This window comes from Arthrobacter halodurans, assembly GCF_041877255.1.
Taxonomy (GTDB): Bacteria; Actinomycetota; Actinomycetes; order Actinomycetales; family Micrococcaceae; genus Arthrobacter_N; species Arthrobacter_N halodurans.
Map to the genome: position 1 here is coordinate 79,229 of NZ_JBHDLJ010000003.1, position 14,322 is coordinate 93,550.

Annotated in this window: 14 protein-coding genes; 3 read left to right on the plus strand and 11 right to left on the minus strand. The window is 71.1% G+C overall.

Annotated features, from left to right (window positions below):
• Position 1 precedes the first annotated feature (1 nt).
• Both rfbA and kduI read left to right on the plus strand, forming a co-directional pair.
• Positions 2 to 865, plus strand: coding sequence for a glucose-1-phosphate thymidylyltransferase RfbA (gene rfbA, locus ACETWP_RS04885; RefSeq protein ID WP_373971094.1), 864 nt, complete (start codon positions 2 to 4; stop codon positions 863 to 865).
• A 388-nt stretch (positions 866 to 1,253) separates the two neighbouring features.
• Positions 1,254 to 2,084 carry a 5-dehydro-4-deoxy-D-glucuronate isomerase gene (gene kduI / locus ACETWP_RS04890; protein ID WP_373971095.1) on the plus strand — a complete coding sequence of 277 codons (831 nt, stop codon included), beginning with the start codon at positions 1,254 to 1,256 and terminating at the stop codon, positions 2,082 to 2,084.
• 112 nt (positions 2,085 to 2,196) lie between these two features.
• On the opposite strand, the gene ACETWP_RS04895 is transcribed toward kduI, so the two are convergent.
• The 9 genes from ACETWP_RS04895 to ACETWP_RS04935 form a co-directional block, all read right to left on the minus strand.
• A complete protein-coding gene (locus tag ACETWP_RS04895) occupies positions 2,197 to 4,311 on the minus strand; it encodes a hypothetical protein (protein WP_373971096.1) in 2,115 nt (704 codons plus the stop codon).
• A gap of 163 nt (positions 4,312 to 4,474) precedes the next feature.
• Positions 4,475 to 5,566, minus strand: a complete 1,092-nt coding sequence (locus tag ACETWP_RS04900; protein WP_373971097.1) for a sugar kinase — start codon at positions 5,564 to 5,566, stop codon at positions 4,475 to 4,477.
• On the minus strand, positions 5,563 to 6,234 hold the full coding sequence (gene eda, locus ACETWP_RS04905) for a bifunctional 4-hydroxy-2-oxoglutarate aldolase/2-dehydro-3-deoxy-phosphogluconate aldolase (RefSeq protein ID WP_373971098.1): 672 nt from the start codon (positions 6,232 to 6,234) through the stop codon (positions 5,563 to 5,565). The genes ACETWP_RS04900 and eda overlap by 4 nt, the downstream gene beginning before the upstream one ends.
• Complete coding sequence (locus tag ACETWP_RS04910; RefSeq protein ID WP_373971099.1) at positions 6,231 to 6,992, minus strand: SDR family oxidoreductase; 762 nt, start codon at positions 6,990 to 6,992, stop codon at positions 6,231 to 6,233. Before ACETWP_RS04910 ends, eda begins: the two co-directional genes overlap by 4 nt.
• A 34-nt stretch (positions 6,993 to 7,026) precedes the next feature.
• Positions 7,027 to 8,043 (minus strand): zinc-dependent alcohol dehydrogenase, encoded by a 1,017-nt coding sequence (locus ACETWP_RS04915; RefSeq protein ID WP_373971100.1) that lies wholly within the window; start codon positions 8,041 to 8,043, stop codon positions 7,027 to 7,029.
• A 54-nt stretch (positions 8,044 to 8,097) separates the two neighbouring features.
• Positions 8,098 to 8,850: a GntR family transcriptional regulator gene (locus tag ACETWP_RS04920; protein WP_373971101.1), complete on the minus strand. Its 753-nt coding sequence runs from the start codon at positions 8,848 to 8,850 to the stop codon at positions 8,098 to 8,100.
• Positions 8,847 to 10,151: a TRAP transporter large permease gene (locus ACETWP_RS04925; protein ID WP_373971102.1), complete on the minus strand. Its 1,305-nt coding sequence runs from the start codon at positions 10,149 to 10,151 to the stop codon at positions 8,847 to 8,849. The genes ACETWP_RS04920 and ACETWP_RS04925 overlap by 4 nt, the downstream gene beginning before the upstream one ends.
• Position 10,152: 1 nt before the next feature.
• A complete protein-coding gene (locus tag ACETWP_RS04930; RefSeq protein ID WP_373971103.1) occupies positions 10,153 to 10,668 on the minus strand; it encodes a TRAP transporter small permease in 516 nt (171 codons plus the stop codon).
• A gap of 119 nt (positions 10,669 to 10,787) precedes the next feature.
• Positions 10,788 to 11,801 (minus strand): TRAP transporter substrate-binding protein, encoded by a 1,014-nt coding sequence (locus ACETWP_RS04935; RefSeq protein WP_373971104.1) that lies wholly within the window; start codon positions 11,799 to 11,801, stop codon positions 10,788 to 10,790.
• Positions 11,802 to 12,022: 221 nt separating this feature from the next.
• Between ACETWP_RS04935 and ACETWP_RS04940 the strand changes: the two genes are divergently transcribed.
• On the plus strand, positions 12,023 to 12,871 hold the full coding sequence (locus ACETWP_RS04940) for an IclR family transcriptional regulator (protein WP_373971105.1): 849 nt from the start codon (positions 12,023 to 12,025) through the stop codon (positions 12,869 to 12,871).
• Between the two features lie 208 nt (positions 12,872 to 13,079).
• On the opposite strand, the gene ACETWP_RS04945 is transcribed toward ACETWP_RS04940, so the two are convergent.
• Together ACETWP_RS04945 and ACETWP_RS04950 are read right to left on the minus strand one after the other, a co-directional pair.
• On the minus strand, positions 13,080 to 13,415 hold the full coding sequence (locus ACETWP_RS04945) for a GIY-YIG nuclease family protein (protein ID WP_373971106.1): 336 nt from the start codon (positions 13,413 to 13,415) through the stop codon (positions 13,080 to 13,082).
• Between the two features lie 44 nt (positions 13,416 to 13,459).
• Positions 13,460 to 14,290 carry an SGNH/GDSL hydrolase family protein gene (locus ACETWP_RS04950; RefSeq protein WP_373971107.1) on the minus strand — a complete coding sequence of 277 codons (831 nt, stop codon included), beginning with the start codon at positions 14,288 to 14,290 and terminating at the stop codon, positions 13,460 to 13,462.
• Positions 14,291 to 14,322: the final 32 nt, after the last annotated feature.

The window sequence follows — 14,322 nt, forward strand, 5'->3', positions numbered from 1 at the left end:
CATGCGGGGGATCATACTTGCGGGGGGCACTGGGTCGCGGCTTCATCCGATCACGCTCGGGATCAGCAAACAGCTGGTGCCGGTGTACGACAAGCCGATGATCTACTATCCGCTGTCGACGCTCATCCTGGCCGGGATCACGGACATCCTGATCATCACGGCGCCCCAGGACGCCGACCAGTTCAGGCGACTGCTGGGCGACGGCCGGAAGTGGGGCGTCAACCTCACGTACCGGTCCCAGCCCTCCCCCGACGGCCTCGCGCAGGCCTTCCTCATCGGCGAGGAGCACATCGGCGCGGAGAAGGTGGCCCTGGTCCTGGGCGACAACATCTTCTACGGCCCCGGCCTCGGGACACAGCTGCAGAAGCTCACCGACGTCGACGGCGCGTCGATCTTCGGGTACCACGTCGCGGATCCGCGGTCCTACGGCGTCGTGGAGTTCGACGCCGACGGGCGGGCGGTCTCGCTCGAGGAGAAGCCCGCGGCCCCGCGGAGCAACTACGCCGTCCCGGGCCTGTACTTCTACGACAACGACGTCGTCGAGATCGCCAAGGGCCTCGCGCCCTCGCCCCGCGGGGAGCTGGAGATCACCGACGTGAACCGCACCTACCTGGAGGCCGGCGCGCTGAGCGTGTGCGTCCTGCCGCGCGGCACGGCCTGGCTGGACACGGGGACCTTCGAGTCGCTCAACGACGCGTCCAACTTCATCCGCACGCTCTCCACCCGCCAGGGCATGAGCATCGGCTGCCCGGAGGAGGCCGCCTGGCACATGGGCTACATCGGCGCCGAGGACCTCACCACCCTGGCCGAGCCGCTGGTGAAGAGCGGCTACGGCTCCTACCTCTCGGCCCTGACCCGGGCGTAGGCCGTCCGGTAGGTCGAGCTTGTCGAGACCAAGCCAAAAGTAGGTCGAGCCTGTCGAGACCAAGCCAAAAGTAGGTCGAGCCTGTCGAGACCCAGCCAAAAGTAGGTCGAGCCTGTCGAGACCCAGCCAAAAGTAGGTCGAGCCTGTCGAGACCCAGCCAAAAGTAGGTCGAGCCTGTCGAGACCGAGACCGAGCCCACCCGGGGGTCTCGACAAGCTCGACCAGCGGGGGAACAACCCTGTCGACGCCGAGGCCACCCGGGCGCCCCGACAAGCCCGACCAGCGGGAGCGACCGCATGGCCTGTTGCCTTTGCGCAGGATGTATATCACTATGGAACTAAATGGAAACCCATTCCATAAAGATGTCCAGCAGCCCGAAAGGCACCACATGGAACTCCGGCACGCCACCCACCCCACGCAGGTCCCCACGTTCGACACGGCCGCGCTGCGCGAGAACTACCTCGTGGACAACCTCTTCGCCGCGGGCGAGCTCCGGGCCACCTACACGCACGAGGACCGGATCGTCCTGGCGGGCGCCGTCCCGACCGACTCCGCGATCCGGATGACCAGCTTCGACCAGCTGCGTACCGAGATCTTCTTCGAGCGCCGCGAGGCCGGCATCGTGAACGTCGGCGGGTCCGGCTCCGTCACCGTCGACGGCGAGCGCCACCCGATGGAGAAGGGCTCGTGCCTCTACGTCGGCCGCGGCGCGGTCGAGGTGGACTTCGCCAGCGACGCCGCCGGGGACCCGGCCGCGTTCTACGTCTTCTCCGCGCCGGCCCACGCCAGCTACCCCACCACGCTCACCCGCGCCGGCGAGGGCACGCGCCGCCAGCTCGGTTCGTCGGAGACCTCCAATGAGCGCACGATCAACCAGTACATCCACGCCGACGGCGTGAGGAGCTGCCAGGTTGTCATGGGCGTCACGGAGCTGCAGACGGGCAGCATGTGGAACACCATGCCCGCGCACACCCACGACCGCCGCACGGAGTGCTACCTGTACTTCGACGTCGCCCCCGAGCACCGCGTTGTCCACATCATGGGCGAGCCGACCGAGAGCCGCCACCTGATCGTCGCGGACCGCGAGGCCGTCATCTCCCCGAGCTGGTCCCTGCACTGCGGCTTCGGGACGGGCAGCTACTCGTTCGTGTGGGCCATGGCCGGCGAGAACCAGGCGTTCGACGACATGGACCACGTGCAGCCGTCCGAACTGCGCTGACCACGGGACCCACAACCACGGGAATCACGACGGCCCTCTTCCGCGAGGAAGGGGGCCGTCGTCGTTCGGCCCACGGACAAAACGCGTCGATACGACGGCGGGGCCGCGCCGGTCAGCGGACCCGAACGAACGCCTCGTAGCCGACCCGGCTGTAGCCGGGCTTCGAACCGGTGACCCACACGGACAGGGCGCGGCCCCGGTCCGCCGCGCGCACCGTGTAGACGCGGCCGGTGGCGCCGCCGATCTTCGCGCCGTCACGCGTCCATTGGTAGGTCAGCGTGGTTCCCGGGGTCCACGTCCCGGGCGAGACCGTCACGCGGGAGCCGACCTTGGGCGTCCCGGAGAACGTCGGGATGGAGCTCTTCAGGACGCCGTAGCCGACCCACCGCGGCGCGGAGGTGCGGGCGACGGAGGTGTAGCCGGCCTTGCTGCCGACCATGTGGACGCGAACCTTCTTGCCGAGGTCAGCGGCGCCAGGAACATAGGTGCTCCCCGTCGCACCGGGGATGTTCCGGCCATCGCGCTGCCACTGGTACCTGAACGAGGTCCCGTCGGTCCAGCCGGCGGCGACGGCGGTCAGCCGGCCTCCCACCCGGGACGTGCCGTTGACCTTCGGCGCGGTCGACGCCAGGAGGCCGACGCCCACGGTTTTGACGTTCGAGAAACGGCTGACGCTCGTGTAGCCGGGGTTCGTTCCCGTCACGCGGACTCCCAGCCGGGCGCCCCGGTCGGCCGCCGTCGGCGTGTAGGAGCGGTACCGGGCGCCGGCGATGTTCTTGCCGTCGCGCTGCCACTGATAGCTCCGCTGCGTTCCGGTGGTCCACACGCCAGTGGAGACGGTCAGGACCCGGCCGACGCGCCAGACGGAACCGCCAACGGTCGGGTTCGGGGCCGTGAGCGTCCCGTGGCCGACGACGACGGGCGCGGACTCCTGGACCAGCTCGACGTATCCGCGCGGGCGGTGGATTGTCCGCACCGAGATGCGGTGCCCCAGGTCCGCGGCGGTCGGCGCATACGACGCCGCGGAGGCATATTCGATCGGCTTTCCGTCGCGCAGCCAATAGACCAGACGGTCGCCCGGCGCCCACGCCATGTCGGGAACCTCCTGGTGGAACGTCATGGGGCTTCCTACGGCACCCGTGGAGCCGATCTCCGGCGGTGAAATCGCCAGCACCCCCTGGTGAATGGCGCCGCTCCACTTCTCACGGGACCGAACCGTGCCGTCCGGCCAGGTCCCCGTGACAACCAGCAACAAGTCGTCCCACAACATGGGGGCTCCCAGTGGGACCGACGCGACGGAGGCCACATCGCTACCCCGACTCCTCCAGCTGTAGGAGAGCGATACCGCGGGATCCCAGTCCACGGCCACTGCGGACAGGCTCTGGCCGACTTGCCGGTCTCCGTCGATCCTGACCGTCCCGGCCGCGTATTCGGGATCGTCGACGACGATCGAGACACCGGCAGCGCCCTTGAGGGCGTTGGAGAACCTGTCGTAGGCGTGGATCTTCACGGGGTAGCTCGCGTAAGGAGTGTCCTGGCGGGCACGGAAGACGGTCCGGATCGTTGACGTTCCCTCGCCGCGGACGACCTCGCTCTCCACCGTGTCGAGGGGCGTTCTCAGGAACTGGTCACCCCAGAGAGTGAGGCTCCCATAGTGGACCGCGCTGTCGTCCCGCACGACCGCGGTGACGACGACTTCTCCGCCGGGCCGGACCACGTCGGGCTCGACATCGATGGACTCGACCACCGGGGCATCGCCGTCGTACATCGGGTTGTCGACACGGTAGCCCAGCGGATCGAGGATCGCGCGGTCGGTCACCACGCTTCGGTTGTTCAGGGTATCGAGCATCTCGATGCGCGTGACCGTCAGCGTCTGGGGCTGGGGGTTCGCGCGGTCGTCTTCGGGGTAGGACCACACGGGCACCTCGCTCCGCGTCGTGGAGGCAGGCTCGATGCCGCTGGAAAACTCCCACTCGCCGGGCGCCGCGGTGCTGTCCGTGGCAATCCAGACGCCGATCCACCGGACCCCGCTCGGGTCGGTGGCCTGCACGGCGACCCGGGCGTCCGGGGCTTCCGCGGAGATCACGTCGCCGGTGGTCCTCGTGGCCGAGAGCAGTTCGGGCCCGGCCTCGTCCACGGTCCCGGCCGCCTGTGCCGTCGGCGCGAGCGACAGGACGAGTGCCGAAACGGCGGCGAAAACGGCAGCCTTGAGCGCTTTTCCACGCATGTCATTCCCCCGGTTCAGTGGGCGGAGTGATGCGCCCAACGAGGGAATGCTATGCCCTCCGAAACGTGTTGCGCGAATCACATGCCCCTCCGGCACGTTGCGGCGGGGGTGCGGCGCGGCGCGCGGCGCGCCACAGGTCCCCGCGCGCCGCGCCCGTCCGGGGCTACCGGCTTTCGCCGTGCCCGGCGTCCGCCGCCAGGCTGCGCACCTCGGCGAGCGAGGCCATGGATCCGTCGCCCGGCGTCGTCATGGCCAGCGCGCCGTGCGCGGCCCCATACTCGAGCGCCGTTTGCAGGTCCCCGCCGTCGAGCACCGCGTGGGCGAAGCCGGCCACGAACCCGTCGCCGCCGCCCACCCGGTCGAAGATCGCCAGGTCGCGGAACACGCGCGACTCCGCGTACCCGCCCCCGCGCGCGTAGGCCCGCGCGCCCCAGTCGTTGACGGAGGCCGACGTCGCGCGGCGCACCGTCGAGGCGACCACCCGCAGCCGCGGGTAGCGCTCCATGAGCAGCTCGGCGACCGCGGCGAAGCGCTCGGCCTCCGGCGCGGCGGCGTCGGGCGCGTGGACGCCGAGCCGGTCCGCGAAGTCCTGGAACCCGCCGACCAGCACGTCGGCCCCGCCGGCGAGGCCGTGGAACGTGGCGCGGGCGCGCTCCGCCCCGCCGTCGCCCCGGAAGAGGCTGGGCCGGAAGTTCAGGTCCACGGACACGACCGCGCCCGCGGCGCGGGCGCGCTCCATGGCCGCGCCGGCGCAGGCCGACGCCGACGCGGACAGCCCCGCGAAGATCCCGCCGGTGTGCAGCCAGCGGACGCCGCGCACGCCGAACAGCTCCTCGAGGTCGAAGTCGGCCGGCCCCAGCTGCGACGCCGCGCTGTGGCCGCGGTCGGACACGCCGAGCGCCCCGCGGACCCCGAAGCCGCGCTCGGTGAAGTTCAGGGCGTTGCGCGTGGCGGTCCCGGTGCCGTCGAAGTCCCGCCAGCGGATCCAGGACGGGTCCACGCCGCCTGCCATGATGAGCGACTCGAGCAGCCGCCCGACCTCGTTGTCCACCAGCGCCGTGAGCACGGCCGTGCGGTGCCCGAAGGTGCGGGAGAGCGCGCGGGCCACGTTGTACTCCCCGCCGCCCTCCCAGACGTCGAAGCTGCGCGCCGCGCGGATCCGCGTGGCACCCGGGTCCAGCCGCAGCATGACCTCGCCGAGCGCGACGGCGTCGTACCGGCACTGCGCGGCGGGCAGGACCGGCGGCAGGCTCACGCCGACACCCCGGTGCCGGCGCCGGCCCGCAGGGACGCGACTAGCGCGACGGCCTCGGCGCTCAGCCGCGCCACCGCCGCCATGTCGCCGGCGGCGACGAGATCGCGGCGCACCATCCAGCTGCCGCCGAGCGCGAACACGGACGGCTGCGCGAGGTACGCGGCCGCGTTGCCCGGGCCCACCCCGCCGCTGGGCAGGAAGCCCATCTCGGGGAACGGCTCGGAGAGCGACGCGATCATGTCCGGGCCGCCGAGTCGGTTGGCCGGGAACAGCTTGACGCGCTCGATCCCCTCCGCGACGGCGGCCTGCAGGTCGCTGGCGGAGGCGACGCCGGGGAGCACGGGCAGCCCCAGCTCCTGTGCGCGGCGCACCACCGCGGTGCTGAAGCCCGGGCTGACGATGAAGCGCGCCCCGGCCTCGGCGGCGAGGTCCACCTGGTCGGCGGTGAGCACGGTTCCGGCCCCGGCGAGCATGTCCGGGCGGTCGGCGAAGGTCCGCAGCGCGGCCTCGGCGCCCGGCGTGCGGAAGGTGATCTCCGCGATCGGCAGGCCGCCGGCGACGAGCGCGTCGGCGAGGTCGGAGCTGCGGGCGGGGTCGTCGACCACGACGACGGGCACGATCCCGACCCGGGACAGGGTCGCGAACGCCGCCTCGTGCGCGGGGATCACCGGGCCATCCATCCGCCGTCGACCGGCAGGGTGACGCCGGTGACGTAGTCGGAGGCCGCGCTGGCCAGGAACACCGTGGCCCCGGCGAGGTCGGACGCCTGGCCCCAGCGGCCGGCCGGGATGCGCTCCAGGATGGCCCCGGAGCGGTCCGGGTCGTCCTGCAGGGCCTGCGTGTTGTCCGTGGCGATGTAGCCGGGGGCGATCGCGTTGACGGTGACGCCGCGGCCGGCCCACTCGTTGGACAGGGCCTTGGTCAGGCCGGTAATGCCGGACTTGGCGGCCGCGTAGCCGGGCACGTTGATGCCGCCCTGGAAGCTCAGCAGGCTCGCGGTGAAGATGACCTTCCCGTGCCCGCGCTCCAGCATGGACCGGCCGACGGCGCGGCTGAGCACGAACTGCGAGGACAGGTTCACGGCGACGACCTCGTCCCAGAACTCGTCGGAGTGCTCGGCGGCCGGCGCGCGCTTGATGGTGCCGGCGTTGTTGACGAGGATGTCGACGCCGCGGCCGGCCAGCTCCTCGCCCAGGGCGCCGACCTCGTCGCGGCTGGAGAAGTCCACGCGCATCGGCGTGAACGTCCGGCCCAGCGCCTCGACGCGGGACGCGGCCTCGCTGCCGGTGGCGGGCATGGACGCGCTGACGCCGATGATGTCGGCGCCGGCGGCGGCGAGGCCCTCGGCCATGGCCAGGCCGATCCCGCGGCTGGCTCCGGTGACGACGGCGGTCCGGCCGGTGAGGTCGAAGGGGGAAGTGTTCATGGGTGTCTCCTCGGGTGGTGGCGTGGGGCGCGGACTAGTTCTGGCAGTCCACGAGGATCTTCATGGCGCGCCCGGCGGCGAGCGCCCCGAACGCGTCGGGGATGCCGGCCAGCGGCTCGATCCGGGTGATGAGCAGCTCGGCGGGGACGGTGCCGCCAGCGACCATCTCGATCGCGGTCTCGAAGTCGGCCCGCTCGTAGACGCGGGCGCCGATCAGCGTCAGTTCCTTCCAGAACATGGCGTGCAGGTTAACCGGCGTCGGCTGCGGGTGGATGGCGACGACGACGACGCGTCCGCGGACGCGGGCCAGGTCGGTGGCGCCGAGCATGGCGGCCGCCGCCCCGGAGACCTCGAAGACGACGTCGGCGCCGGCGCCGCCCGTCCACTCCCCCACCCAGGCGGCGGGGTCGGTGGCGCGGGGGTCCACGGTGGCGAAGCCGAGCCCCTCGACCGCGGCGCGGCGCCCGGCGTCGAGCTCGAGCACCACGACGTCGGCGCCGAAGTGCCGCGCGGCCACGGCGATGAGGACCCCGATGGGCCCGCCGCCGATGACCACGGCCTTCTCCCCCGGGACCAGCCCGGCCCGGCGGACGTCGTGGACGGCGACCGCGGTCGGCTCGACGAGCGCCGCGTGGTCCAGGCGCAGGTCCGCGGGCAGGCGGACCAGGAAGCGCTCCGGGACGTTCCACAGCTGCTGCAGCGAGCCGGCGGAGTCGATCCCGATGAAGTTCAGTTTCTGGCAGACGTGTTGGTGCCCGCGCAGGCAGGCGGGGCACTCCCCGCACCAGTCCAGCGGCATAACGGTCACGCGGTCCCCCGGGGCCCAGTCCCGGACGCCGTCGCCGACGGACTCGACGGTCCCGGACATCTCGTGGCCGATCACGGCCGGGGTGGTGACGCGGGCGTCCATGTGCCCGTGGAAGACGTGCAGGTCGGTGCCGCAGATCCCGGTGTAGGCGACGGCGATGCGCACCTCGCCGGCGGCGGGAGCGGCGGGCTCGACGTCGGCGATCCGGAAGGACTCGGCGCCGAGGTACTGTGCTGCTTTCATGGGGTGTCCTTTGACTGGTCGTGCGGGTGTCTGGGGTGTCGTGGGGCGGCGGGCTCAGCCGGCCGGCGCGCGGCGGACCTTGGTGAAGGCCTCGTAGCGGTCGGCCCGATAGTGCGCGCAGGAACGCTGGATCGCGGTGCCCTTGGCGTCGTAGAAGACCTGGATGATCTGCAGGACCGGCTCGCCGGCGCGCAGGCCGAGCAGCAGGGCCTGCCGCTCGTCGGCCGCGACGGCGCGGATGCGCCGCACCGCGTTCTCCAGGACGTGCCCGCGGGAGGCCAGCAGCTCGTGCAGGGACCCCTCCAGGCTGTCGGCCTCGAGCACCCCGGTGAAGCGGGCGGCCAGGTGGGCGGTCTCCAGGCACATGGCCTCGCCGTCGGCCAGACGGAGCCGCTCCAGCGCGACGACGCTCTCCTGCGGCCCCAGCAGCAGGTCCTTGCGGACGTCCTCCGCGGGCTCGAGGACCTCGATCCCGATCAGGCGGCTCGAGGGCGTCAGCCCACGCATCCGCATGTCCTCGGAGAAGGACGTCAGCACGTCGCCCTTGGCGACGATCCGGCGCTGCACGAACGTCCCGCGGCCCAGGACCCGGCGGACGATCCCCTCCTCGTCGAGGAGGTCCAGCGCCCGGCGGAGCGTCATGAGGCTGACGCCGAACTCCGTGGCGAGCTCCTTCTCGGAGGGCAGCTGCTGGCCGTCCTCCAGCCGGGCGCAGCGCTGGCGGAGGACCTTGGCGATCCGGCCGTACTTCGTCTCGCGCGCACCGCCGGCCTCCCCGGGGCGGGCGGTCATCTGGTGGTCCGTCATGGCATGAGTCCCGCCACGCCCGGCAGCCAGAGCGAGAGCGCGGGGACGAACGTCACGACCATGAGCGTCGCCACGAGCACCGCGAAATACGGCAGCAGGCTGCGGATCACGGACTCGATCCGCAGGCCGGCGATCCGGGCGCCGACGAACAGCACGGGCCCGACCGGCGGGGTGATGGTGCCGATGCAGAGGTTGAAGACGATCATGATGCCGAAGTGCACGGGATCCATGCCGAACCCGAGCGCGATGGGCAGGAAGATCGGCGTGAAGATCAGCACGGCCGGCGTCGGGTCCATGAACGTGCCCACCAGCAGCAGGACGATGTTCATGAGGATCAGGATCATCACCGTGTTGTCGGTGATGCCCAGCAGCGTGGAGGCGATCAGGTCCGGGATCCCGGCGTAGGACATCACCCAGGACATGATCGAGGAGACGCCGATGAGGATCATGACGGCCGCGGTGATCTTGGTCGACTCGATGAGGATCGACGGCAGCTCGCGGACCTTGATGGTCCGGTAGACGAAGGACAGCAGCAGCGCGTAGACCACCGCGATGGCCGAGCCCTCGGTGGCGGTGAAGACGCCGCCGACGATGCCGCCGATGACGATGACGATCAGCAGCAGGCTGGGCACGGCGTCGAGCAGGACCTTGAGGCCGGCGCGGAGGCTGCCCGGGCTCTGCGCCTTGAGCTTGCGGCGCCACGCGTAGACCGCGACGACCACCATGGTCGCGAGGCCCCAGAGGATGCCGGGCAGGTAGCCGGCCAGGAACAGCGCGGCGATCGAGGTGCCGCTGACCAGCGAGTACACGATCAGCGTGTTGCTCGGCGGGATCAGCAGCCCGGCCGGGGCGGAGGCGATGTTGGTGGCGGCGCTGAACTCGGCGCGGTAGCCCTCCTTGGCCTGCATGGGGCCCATGGTCCCGCCGACGGCGGCCGCGCTGGCGACGCCGGAGCCGCTGATCGAGCCGAACATCATGTTGGCGACGACGTTGGTGTGGGCCAGCGAGCCGGGCAGCCGGCCGCTGAGCACCTTCGCGGCGTCCACGAGCCGGCGGGATATCCCGCCGTTGTTCATGATGACGCCGGCGAGGATGAAGAAGGGTATGGCCAGCAGCGTGAAGGACGTGGTGCCGGTGAACATCCGCTGGGCGGAGGTCTGCATGCCGTTCTCGGGGCCGAGGCCCACCATCATGGCGGCGGCGGAGGCGAGCCCGATGCCGATGGCGATCGGGGCGCCGAGCGCCAGAAGGGTGACGACTCCGAAGAGCAGCACCAGCGCGAGTGTGGTGGCGATGTCCATGTTATTCCGCGACCTCCGGTCGGACGGCGCCCGGGATGTCCTCGAGGGGGCGCCCGAGGCGCACGATCTGGAGGATGCTGTAGACGCTGTAGAAGATGATCAGGGCACCGCTGATCGGCAGGGCCAGGTAGAGGATGCCCAGCGGGATCTGGATGGAGCCGGTGGCCTGGTTCCAGGCCAGCGACGCGGAGCTCAGGCCGCCGCGGACCATCACCATGGCGGCGAAGGCGATCACGCAGAGCTGGATGGCGATCTCGACGGCCATCTTCAGCCGCAGCGGGAACCGGTTCTTGATGAAGTCCATGGCCATGTGGCCGTTCTCGCCGAACACCAGGGCCGTGCCGAACAGGACCAGCCAGACGAAGCAGTAGGTGGCGAGCTCCTCGGAGAACGCGCTCGGGTTGTCCAGCAGGAAGCGGGTGAAGACCTGCCACGTCACCAGCAGCACGAGTGACGCGAACAGCACGGCGCACACGCCGGCCAGGAGGGTGTCGATGATTCTCTTGAGGGTGTTCACGGCAGCCGGCTTCCGGCGGCCGCGCGGGCGCGGCGGGTGCTGTCCATGCGGGAGATCCTGTCGGGAGGGGGTGGATGGGGGGTCCCGCGGGCGGGCGTGGCCCGCCCGCGGGACGCGGGCTACTTGGCGGCCTGCGCGGCGTCGTACAGCTTGCGGGCCTCGTCCGAGCCCTCGAGCTTGGAGTCGACGAGCGGCTGGACGGCCTCCTTGAAGGGGGCGGTGTCGATCTCGTGGAACTCGGCGCCGGCCTCCTCGGCGGCGGCCTTGGCCTCCTCGACCGACGTCTCCCACAGGGCGACCTCGGAGTCGACGGCGGCGGCGAACTCCTCCTCGAACACCGCGCGGTGCTCCTCGGACATGCCCTCGTAGAGGTCGGAGTTCACGATCAGGTAGTCCGGCACCATGAGGTGCTGGGTGTAGGTGTAGTGCGGGGCCACCTCGTCGTGCTTCAGGCCGTTGTAGATGAGCTCGTTGTTCTCGCCGCCGTCGAGCACGCCGGACTGGATCGCCGTGTACACGTCGCCCTGGCCCATCGCCGTGCCGACGCCGCCCATGAGGTTCATCATCTCGACCATGGTGTCGTTCTGGATGACGCGGATCTTCTGGCCGGAGAGGTCGGAGGGCGTCGGGACGGCCTTGTCCTTGGTGTAGACGTTGCGGACGCCGCTGTGGAACGCGCCGGCCACGTGGATGCCCTGCTCCTCCATGGAGGAGTACAGGTCCCCGGTGATCTCCGGGTCGTTGAGGACGGACATCTGCTGCTCGCTGGACTCGAAGACGTACGGCAGGTCGAACGCGACGAAGTCGGGGTTCACGTTCTCCATCAGGCTGCCGACGACGATCGACATGTCGATCGAGCCGGACTGCACGCCGGTGATGGTCTCCTGCTGGGACCCCAGCAGCTCGTTGGGGAAGACCTGGATGTCGTAGGCGCCGCCGGTGCGCTCGTTGAGCTTCTCGCCCAGCTCCTCCATGGCGACGAACTGCGGGTGGCCCTCGGGCTGGTTGAAGGCGACCTTGAGGGTCTTGGTGGCCCCTCCGTCCTCTCCCCCGGCGGCCGAGCCGCAGGCGGCGAGCATCGAAACGGACAGCGTCGCGCACAGGGCCAGACCGGCTCCTTGGACAAGCTTCATGGCAAACCTCTTCCTTGAAATTCTCAAATGGCTTGTGGAGGGAGGCCGGTGGCCCGCGGGCCCGCCTGCTGCGTCACACCCATGTGCCGCGCCTCACAACTAGATCTTCACTGTAGCTTTTGAAAGGGCATTCCGCAATAGGTCGATTCACCCTAGACCGCTCCTGCTGCCGACCCCCGTTGATGTGCCGCCCCGGGCGCCGCCGGGCTAGGCTGGGGGCCATGACCGACGCGCAGAACGACGACGACGCCGCACCCTCCAGCGACGCCCCGGCCCCGGGAGACCCGGCGCGGGAGAAGGCGGCCAAGGGTCCGGACGGGCTCCGGGCCGTGGACCGGACCGTCACCCTGCTGCTCGCGCTCAGCCGGCACCCCGAGGGCGTCAGCCTCGCGGACCTGGCGCGGGAGGCCGGCATCACGCTGACCACCGCGCACCGGATCCTCGCGACCCTGCGCAAGAGCGGCCTGGTCCGGGAGACCCCGTCCGGGCGCCAGGCGCTGGGCGTCACCTCGCTGATCCTCGCCAACGCGTTCCTGGACGGCGTCGACGTGCGCTCCGAGGCGCGGCCGCACCTGACGGCCCTGCGGGACGACACGAACGAGACCTGCCACCTGGGCGTGCTGGCGTCCAGCCAGATCGTCTACATCGACAAGCTCGACAGCCGCCAGCGCGTGCGCATGTTCTCCTCCATCGGCGGCACGGGCCCGGCCCTGACCACGGCGATCGGCCGGGCGATCCTGGCGCACTCCTCCGGCGAGCTCGTCGAGCGGACCGTCCAGGCGGCCGCCCACGAGCACGACGGCTCCCCCGACCTCGCGACGGTCCTCGCCGAGAGCGAGCGCGTGCGCGGCGAGGGGTACAGCACGGACCTGGAGGAGAACGAGCCGGGCATCTGCTGCGTCGGCGCCCCGGTCTTCGACCACGCCGGCCGGGTCATCGCCGGGCTGAGCCTGTCGACGCCGACGTCCCGCTTCGACCGCGCGGGGCTGGCCGACCTGGGCCGCAAGGTCCGGGCGACGGCGGACGCGATCTCAAGAGCCATGGGCTACCCCACCCCCGAGACCCGCTGAGCAGGTCGAGCCCGTCGAGCCCGTCGAGACCCACCCTCAGTAGGTCGAGCTTGTCGAGACCGAGCATGGGTAGGTCGAGCCTGTCGAGACCGAGCGTAGGTTGGTCGAGCCTGTCGAGACCCCAGAGTTGGTCGAGCTTGTCGAGACCGAGCGTAGGTTGGTCGAGCCTGTCGAGACCCCAGAGTAGGTCGAGCCCGTCGAGACCGAGCTACTCGAGCCCACCCTCAGCAGGTCGAGCCTGTCGAGACTGAGCCCGTCGAGACCGACTCAACCCCACCAAATCCTCGAACCGGCCCTCGATCAGGCACTTCCGCTTCGCCCGGCTCCACCCCTGGACCTGCTTCTCCCGGTAGTACGCGTCGTCGATGCGGTCGTACTCCTCGCAGTAGGCGACGCGCACCGGCAGCCGCGACCGCGTGTACCTCGCCCCGTGCCCCGTGTTGTGCTCCCAGAGCCGCTTCTCGAGGTCGCGCGTGCTCCCGACGTAGAAGCTGCCGTCCGAGCATTCGAGGATGTACATGTAGGCCATGCTCGTCGATGGCACGCGGCGAGGACCAGCGGCCGGCCGGTCCCGGGTTTGTGGATAGCTCAGCGGAGCGCTTCCCGGATCCGCTCCGCGATCGCCCGGTGGCCCTCCGGCCCCACGTGCGTCCCGTCCGGCAGCACCAGCGCGGGGGTCAGGACGTTCGGCTCCAGCAGGCTGACGTATTCGGCGCCGGTCTCCGCCGCCGCCTCGCGCACGGCCGCGTCGATGGCGCGGGCCGCGTCGTCCGGCTCCCTGGGCGTGGACGGCCCGACGGCGATGCGCCGCGCCTCGGGCCAGCGCTCCCCGGCGAGCGCGTAGGTCTCGCGGACGCCGGCGAACAGCGCCTCGCGCCGGGCCGGGTCGTAGTAGGCGCCGAAGTCGTTCTGCCCGCCGGCGATCACGACGACGTCGTATCCGTCCGCGTCGAGCGCCCGGACGGTCTCGGGGTAGGCCGGGCAGGAGACCCGGCCGCAGGGCAGGCCAAGGGGGACGTTGACGTAGCCGGTCCCGGCGCGGCCTTCGTTGACTTCGTCCCAGCCCATGTCCGCGGACAGCACGGACGTCCAGCGTTCGTGGGGTTCGGCGCCCCAGCCCTCCGTGTAGGAGTCGCCGATGAACAGCGCCCGCGCTTCGCCGTCGCTGCCCGGGGCTATGCCGGGACCCGTGCCGGACCCGGGTGCCGTCGTGACCGCGCCGGACGCGGAGTCCGGATCCGACGCGGAGCCGGACGCGGTGGTGGTGGCGGTGGTGGTGGTTGTAGCGGCTGGCCCGGCAGCTGGGCCGCAGGACACCAGCGCGAACACGGCCGCCACGGCCAGCAGCAGGATCGATGGCGCCCGCAACCGCAGCGGGCGCTGGGACACAATTCCCCGCGTGAATCGATCCGTCCGCATGCTGGCCACCTCGAGATTCGACGCCGCTTCCG

Bases quoted from the DNA above. Each gene is read 5' to 3' on its own strand.
- ACETWP_RS04895 (WP_373971096.1), bottom strand. From the start codon at position 4,311: ATGCGTGGAAAAGCGCTCAAGGCTGCCGTTTTCGCCGCCGTTTCGGCA.
- ACETWP_RS04915 (WP_373971100.1), bottom strand. From the start codon at position 8,043: ATGAAAGCAGCACAGTACCTCGGCGCCGAGTCCTTCCGGATCGCCGAC.
- rfbA (WP_373971094.1), top strand. From the start codon at position 2: ATGCGGGGGATCATACTTGCGGGGGGCACTGGGTCGCGGCTTCATCCG.
- ACETWP_RS04950 (WP_373971107.1), bottom strand. From the start codon at position 14,290: ATGCGGACGGATCGATTCACGCGGGGAATTGTGTCCCAGCGCCCGCTG.
- ACETWP_RS04910 (WP_373971099.1), bottom strand. From the start codon at position 6,992: ATGAACACTTCCCCCTTCGACCTCACCGGCCGGACCGCCGTCGTCACC.
- ACETWP_RS04925 (WP_373971102.1), bottom strand. From the start codon at position 10,151: ATGGACATCGCCACCACACTCGCGCTGGTGCTGCTCTTCGGAGTCGTC.
- ACETWP_RS04940 (WP_373971105.1), top strand. From the start codon at position 12,023: ATGACCGACGCGCAGAACGACGACGACGCCGCACCCTCCAGCGACGCC.
- ACETWP_RS04935 (WP_373971104.1), bottom strand. From the start codon at position 11,801: ATGAAGCTTGTCCAAGGAGCCGGTCTGGCCCTGTGCGCGACGCTGTCC.
- kduI (WP_373971095.1), top strand. From the start codon at position 1,254: ATGGAACTCCGGCACGCCACCCACCCCACGCAGGTCCCCACGTTCGAC.
- ACETWP_RS04920 (WP_373971101.1), bottom strand. From the start codon at position 8,850: ATGACGGACCACCAGATGACCGCCCGCCCCGGGGAGGCCGGCGGTGCG.